Here is a 5,169-nt window from a genome sequence, read left to right as displayed (position 1 = left end):
TCCAGCGGCTGCGGTTGGGTGCGGCGGCGGGGTCTGGGGCGCTGGCGGGCATGGGGTGAGGCTATGGCGGATGGGGGGGCTGGTGCCCGACGTTGGGTGTTGGTTGGCTGAAGGGGGTGCGCCCGCCACCAGCCCTGAGTCGCCCCAGGTGCTCTGAGCAGCGCGGTCCAGCGGCCACCCGTGCTGTGGCTCTCTGCCCCCGGTCAAGCTGTCCGCGACGCTCTTAGTTTCAGCCCAAAACCACACCACATCTGGTGTCTGAAATCGCGAATCCAGTTAGCGTCGCTGCACGCATCTCCCACACCAGGCCCGCCGTTAGCTCAGCACTTCCGCTCGGCTTCAACCCGCGAAACCACGCACCCATCGCAGCTAGTACTGCAGTACCATGGCTTCATCGGGATGGATGCGCCCTGGCTACGGTGATGTCAGATGTTGAAGGCCTTCCGGAGCGGCCTGCTCCAGTCCCGCCGCCCCGGCTGCTGGATGTCCAGGGATGGTCAACGCTTGTGGCCGGTTCCCTGCTGCTGCTGATTTCGTTCACCACCAACTACGGCGATGACAAGCTCTCCCACTTCCGCAGACTCCCGGCCCATGACCAGGTCGGAATGGGTCTCCACCTTGCCGCCCTGGCGGCGCTTGTTGGCGATGTTCAATTGGCGACCCGTGTACGACATCGAGCAGAGAGAACTCGAAAGCAGGAAGCGTACGAAGCAGCTGAGGAAAGAGAACGAACGACTCGCCGCGCTCGAATCCAGAATGGATGCCTTGCTGCTCAATGCCGATTCCTCCTCGCAGACACCTCCCGCAACCGGCTCCAACTGAGTGAAGCCCTGGCGGTTTTGCTGGAAGAACTCAGGCCGCCGCCTAACACTTAGGGCCTGAGCTGGGCTGCAAGTCGTGAGGTGCCTGCTGGTTTTGAGTCCCTGGCAGCGCCGGCCCCGGCCCACTCGGCAGGCTGCAACCACTGGCGTCTGCGAGAGGAGTCACCCGATTTTCCACCTGTCGTCCACCGCCGATTACTCACCCCGCCTGCAGGGGCCCGTTGGCCACCGTGATCCCGGCAAACCGCTGGGCCAGGCCCACCGCCAGCCGCGTCCACAGCGGGCCCATCAGCTCGCGCGCTTCCGGCAAGCCGTGGCACAACCGCTTGAGGCCATCGAGCGTGATCGGCTCGCGCTCGCACGCATTGCACAGCTCCTCATCGTCGATGTCCACCAGCACCGCCGGCAGCCGCGGCTTGCTCAGGTGCACCAGATCAGCCGGGTGCTGCAGCACCAACTCAAAGGCCTGCTCCACGTAGCGGGGTTCGTGCTCGGTCACAAAGCTGTGTACCGGCAGCTGGGCTTTAGCTACCGCTGTTTGGATGGGCTGCCACAGCTCGCGGCCCCACTGGGGGAAATGGCTGCCCAGCAGCGCCACCGGATGGCTCACTTTTGGTGTCGGCGCTGGTCCAGTTTTCGTGTCGCCGGAGGACCAATTCCGGATGTCGCTTGACACCGCCACCACCACCTGGGTGTGGCCTGGGCCTTGGTGGTTGATGGTGCGGCGTTCTTGGCGGTAGTGGCTGCGGGCACGCTCGAGGTTGGCGGCGTAGTGCATGCCCAGCAGGGGTTGCTCCAGCAGCCCCTGGCCCTAGGCGCGGATTGCCCCGGCCCAGTCGCGCGACGCCATGCATTCGTGGCCCTGGCGCATCCAGCGGCTGCGGTTGGGCGCGGCGGCGGGGTCTGGGGCTCTGGCGGGCATGCGGTGAGGCTCTGGCGGCTGGGGGTGGGGTGCAGGTGGTGGGCCGGTGCCCACCGCTGGGTGTTGGTTGGCTGAAGGGGCGCGCCCGCCGCAGGCAGACGAGCGTGCTCGCGAATCCGTGGAAGCACGGATGCTGGCCGCAGTAGTGCAGCCGTACTATGCAGTGATCGGATTGGAGGGCTGAGCTGTGCCGGATGGGGAAGCATGAAAACCGATCACTGGTTCTATGGGCTGTTCCAGAGCGCACCGGATCTGATCGCGTTGCTGCTGCCGCATGGGGCCTCTGCGGCGCCCTCGCTAGGGCCCGACTCCCCGGGTGATGCGCTGTACCGCTTTGACGCGCCGGAGCTCAAAGCGGCGAACCATCGGCTCGACGGTGCGTTCTGGCCCAGAAGCGGGGAGGCCGGCACGCCGGATCGGCCGGTGGTGCTGCTGGAGGTGCAGATGTTCAGTGATTCAGGCTTCCAGCACCGTCTGTTTGCTCAAACAGCTCGCTTTCTCCAGCAACATCCCCACGTTGAGCACGTGGCCATGGTGGTGGTCATGCCCCACAGCCGTCTGCGCCTGGGTACCGAACGGCCGCCCCTGCCGTTGGCCCAGTTCTGGCAGCAGGTGCGGACCCTCAGCCTGGAAGAGCTCAGTCGCAAGCAGGATCTTGATCCCATGCTCGCTTTGCTCACGCTGCCGGTGCGGCCTGAGGCTGAGCTACAAGCCAGCACTCAGCAGATCCTGGAGCGGCGGCCGGATCTGCTTTCGGCTGTTCTGCCTATCGTTGTTCAAAGGCTCAAAGACCAAACAGAAGCTCAGATCATGAAACTGCTCGGTATCCCAGCCAAAGACCTTCTCCACACCCGCGCCGTGCGCGACTGGTTTGAGCAGGGCCGGCAGGAAGGAGAGGTGCGTGGCCGTGCCCTCGGTGAAGCCACAGTCACCCTGCGCCTGCTCAGCCGCCGCTGCGGCCCCCTCAGCGAGGCCACCAGCGCCTGCATCCAGGCACTCCCGCTGGAGCAGCTGGAAGCCCTGGCCGAGGCGCTGCTCGACTTCAGCGGGCCAGCAGACTTAGCGGCCTGGCTGGAAGATCACGGCAGCTGAAGCTCCTGCTCCCGCAGGGCTGCAATTCGTGAGATCCCTGCGGGTTTCATGAGCCCCTGGCAGCGACTGGCCCGGCCCACTCGGCAGGCTGCAACCCCTGGCAGCTGCGAGAGGAGTCACCCCGAATCCTCCCGTGCCGCCATAGCGCTCCTGCAGCGGCCGGTTAGCCACGGTGATCCCGTCAAACCGCTGGGCCAGATCCACCGCCGCTTGAGGCCATCGAGCGTGATCGGCTCGCGTTCGCACGCATTGCACAGCTCTTCATCGTCGATGTCCACCAGCACCGCCGATCCCCAGAGCAGCTTGTAGAGCAGGCCGATCACCACTGGCGGCAGCCGTGGCTTGCTCAGGTGCACCAGATCGGCTGGGTGCTGCAGCACCAGCTCAAACGCCTGCTCCACGTAGCGGGGTTCGTGCTCGGCCACAGAGATGTGCACCGGCAGCTGGGCTTTTTGCACAGCGGATCGGATCGGCTCCCACAGCTCGCGGCCCCACTGGGGGAAGTGGCTGCCCAGCAGCGCCACCGGATGGCCCAGGTGTTGATACTGCTGCGCCAGGGTGAAGGCGCGGCCGGCGGCGTTGTGGCTCAGCTCGGCTGCGGCCACCACCACCTGGGTGTGGGCCGGGCCTTGTTGATTAATGGTGCGGCGTTCTTGTCGGTAGTGGGTGCGGGCTCGCTCGAGGTTGGCGGCGTAATGCATGCCCAGCAGGGGTTGCTCCAGCAGGCCCTGGCCGTAGGCGCGGATGGCGCCGGCCCAGTCGCGCGCCGCCATGCAGGTGCGGCCCTGGCGCATCCAGATGCTGCGGGTCGGCGCGGGGGCGGGGTCTGGGGCGCTGGCGGGCATGGGGTGAGGTTATGGCGGATGCGGATGGGCTGGTGCCCGCCGTTGGTGGGTGAGGTTGTTTGCGAATCCGTGGAAGCACGGAAGTCGGCCGCAGTAGTGCAGGCGTACTATGCAGTGATTGGGTTGGATGGCTGAGCTGTGCCGGATGGGCAGGTTTGAAAACCGATCACTGGTTCTACGGGTTGTTCCAGAGCGCGCCGGATATGGTCGCCTTGCTGTTGCCGCAAGGGGCTTCTGCGGCGCCTTCGCTGGGGCCCGATGCACCGGGTGATGCGCTGTACCGCTTTTACGCGCCGGAGCTCAAAGCGGCCAACCATCGCCTTGATGGGGCGTTCTGGCCACGCGCTGCAGAAACGGGCACGCCGGAGCAGCCGGTGGTGCTGCTGGAGGTGCAGATGCACGCCAAGGCGGGGTTCAAGCATCGGTTGTTTGCTCAGACCGCTCGCTTTCTGCAGCTCCATCCCCTGGTGCAGCATCTGTCGGTGGTTGTGGTGGTGACCCACCAACGCATCAGGCTCGGCCCACATCAGCTGGCCCAGCAGCTGCAGGCGTTCGTTGATGGCGTGATCTGGCTCAGCCTCGAGGAGCTGGGCCAGCAGGCCGATCTCGATCCGCTGCTCGCCCTGCTCACGCTGCCGGTGCGGCCTCAAGCGGAGTTACAAGCCAGCACCCAGCAGATCCTGGAACGCCGGCCGGATCTGCTTTCAGCCGTTCTGCCTATGCTTGTGGAGCGGTTTCCCACACTTACACGCGAGGAAATTATGGTGATCGCAGGCATTCCCACAGACCAGTTGCTCCACACCCGCGCCGCCCAGGACCTTCTGGATCTGGGCCGGCAAGAGGGACGGAAGGAAGGCGAGGCCCGTGGCCGTGCTCTTGGAGAAGCAACAGTTACTCTGCGCCAGCTCAACCGCCGCTACGGCCCCCTCACCAAGGCGACCACTGAGCGCATACAGGCCCTGCCGCTGGCGACGCTGGAGGCCCTAGCCGAGGCGCTGCTCGACTTTAGCGGCCCAGCAGACTTGGCGGCTTGGATGGAAGACCACAAGGGCTGAGGCTCAAGCTCCGCAGGGGCTGCAGTTCGTGAGGTTCCTGCAGGGCTTGAGAGACCCTGGTTTCTCTGGCCCCGGCTAACTCGGCAGGCTGCAAACACTGGAGGCTGCGAGAGGAGTCACCCCGAATCCTCCCGTGCCTCCATAGCGCCCCTGCAGCGGCTCGTTGGCCGTCGTAACCCCGTCAAACCGCTGGGCCAGATCCACCGCCGCTTGAGGCCATCGAGCGTGATCGGCTGGCGCTCGCCTACAAAGCACAGCTCCTCATCGTCGATGTCCACCAGTACCGCCGTCCACCAGAGCAGCTTGTAGAGCAGGCCGATCACCACCGCCGGCAGCCGCGGCTTGCTCAGGTGCACCAGATCGGCCGGGTGCTGCAGCACCAGCGCAAAGGCCTGCTCCACATAGCGGGGTTCGTGCTCGGCCACAAAGGTGTG

At 65.7% G+C, this 5,169-nt stretch carries 6 protein-coding genes; 2 read left to right on the top strand and 4 right to left on the bottom strand.

Annotation, left to right across the window (positions count from 1 at the left end):
- Positions 1-497: 497 nt before the first annotated feature.
- Both KBY71_RS14965 and KBY71_RS14960 read right to left on the bottom strand, forming a co-directional pair.
- On the bottom strand, positions 498-818 hold the full coding sequence (locus KBY71_RS14965; RefSeq protein ID WP_254929679.1) for a hypothetical protein: 321 nt from the start codon (positions 816-818) through the stop codon (positions 498-500).
- 202 nt (positions 819-1,020) lie between these two features.
- The gene (locus KBY71_RS14960; protein ID WP_254929678.1) at positions 1,021-1,599 is read right to left on the bottom strand and encodes a hypothetical protein; all 579 of its coding nucleotides are present in this window, start codon (positions 1,597-1,599) and stop codon (positions 1,021-1,023) included.
- Positions 1,600-1,947: 348 nt separating this feature from the next.
- On the opposite strand from KBY71_RS14960, the gene KBY71_RS14955 reads away from it, so the two are divergent.
- Positions 1,948-2,835, top strand: a complete 888-nt coding sequence (locus tag KBY71_RS14955; protein WP_254929677.1) for a DUF2887 domain-containing protein — start codon at positions 1,948-1,950, stop codon at positions 2,833-2,835.
- A gap of 116 nt (positions 2,836-2,951) precedes the next feature.
- On the opposite strand, the gene KBY71_RS14950 is transcribed toward KBY71_RS14955, so the two are convergent.
- Positions 2,952-3,680, bottom strand: coding sequence for a hypothetical protein (locus KBY71_RS14950; protein WP_254929676.1), 729 nt, complete (start codon positions 3,678-3,680; stop codon positions 2,952-2,954).
- Positions 3,681-3,739: 59 nt separating this feature from the next.
- Between KBY71_RS14950 and KBY71_RS14945 the strand changes: the two genes are divergently transcribed.
- The gene (locus KBY71_RS14945; RefSeq protein WP_254929675.1) at positions 3,740-4,735 is read left to right on the top strand and encodes a DUF2887 domain-containing protein; all 996 of its coding nucleotides are present in this window, start codon (positions 3,740-3,742) and stop codon (positions 4,733-4,735) included.
- 116 nt (positions 4,736-4,851) lie between these two features.
- Here KBY71_RS14945 and KBY71_RS14940 read toward each other — a convergent pair.
- Positions 4,852-5,169, bottom strand: a 318-nt coding sequence (locus tag KBY71_RS14940; RefSeq protein WP_254929674.1) for a hypothetical protein, incomplete at its 5' end; no start/stop codon positions are given.

Source organism: Cyanobium sp. T1B-Tous, assembly GCF_024345475.1.
In the GTDB taxonomy this organism is placed as follows: Bacteria; Cyanobacteriota; Cyanobacteriia; order PCC-6307; family Cyanobiaceae; genus Cyanobium_A.
This window is presented reverse-complemented; position numbering and strand designations above follow the sequence as displayed.

What these genes read in the sequence shown, in the direction of transcription:
- KBY71_RS14960 (WP_254929678.1), bottom strand. Translation starts at nt 1,599, where the DNA reads ATGCACTACGCCGCCAACCTCGAGCGTGCCCGCAGCCACTACCGCCAA.
- KBY71_RS14955 (WP_254929677.1), top strand. Translation starts at nt 1,948, where the DNA reads ATGAAAACCGATCACTGGTTCTATGGGCTGTTCCAGAGCGCACCGGAT.
- KBY71_RS14950 (WP_254929676.1), bottom strand. Translation starts at nt 3,680, where the DNA reads ATGCCCGCCAGCGCCCCAGACCCCGCCCCCGCGCCGACCCGCAGCATC.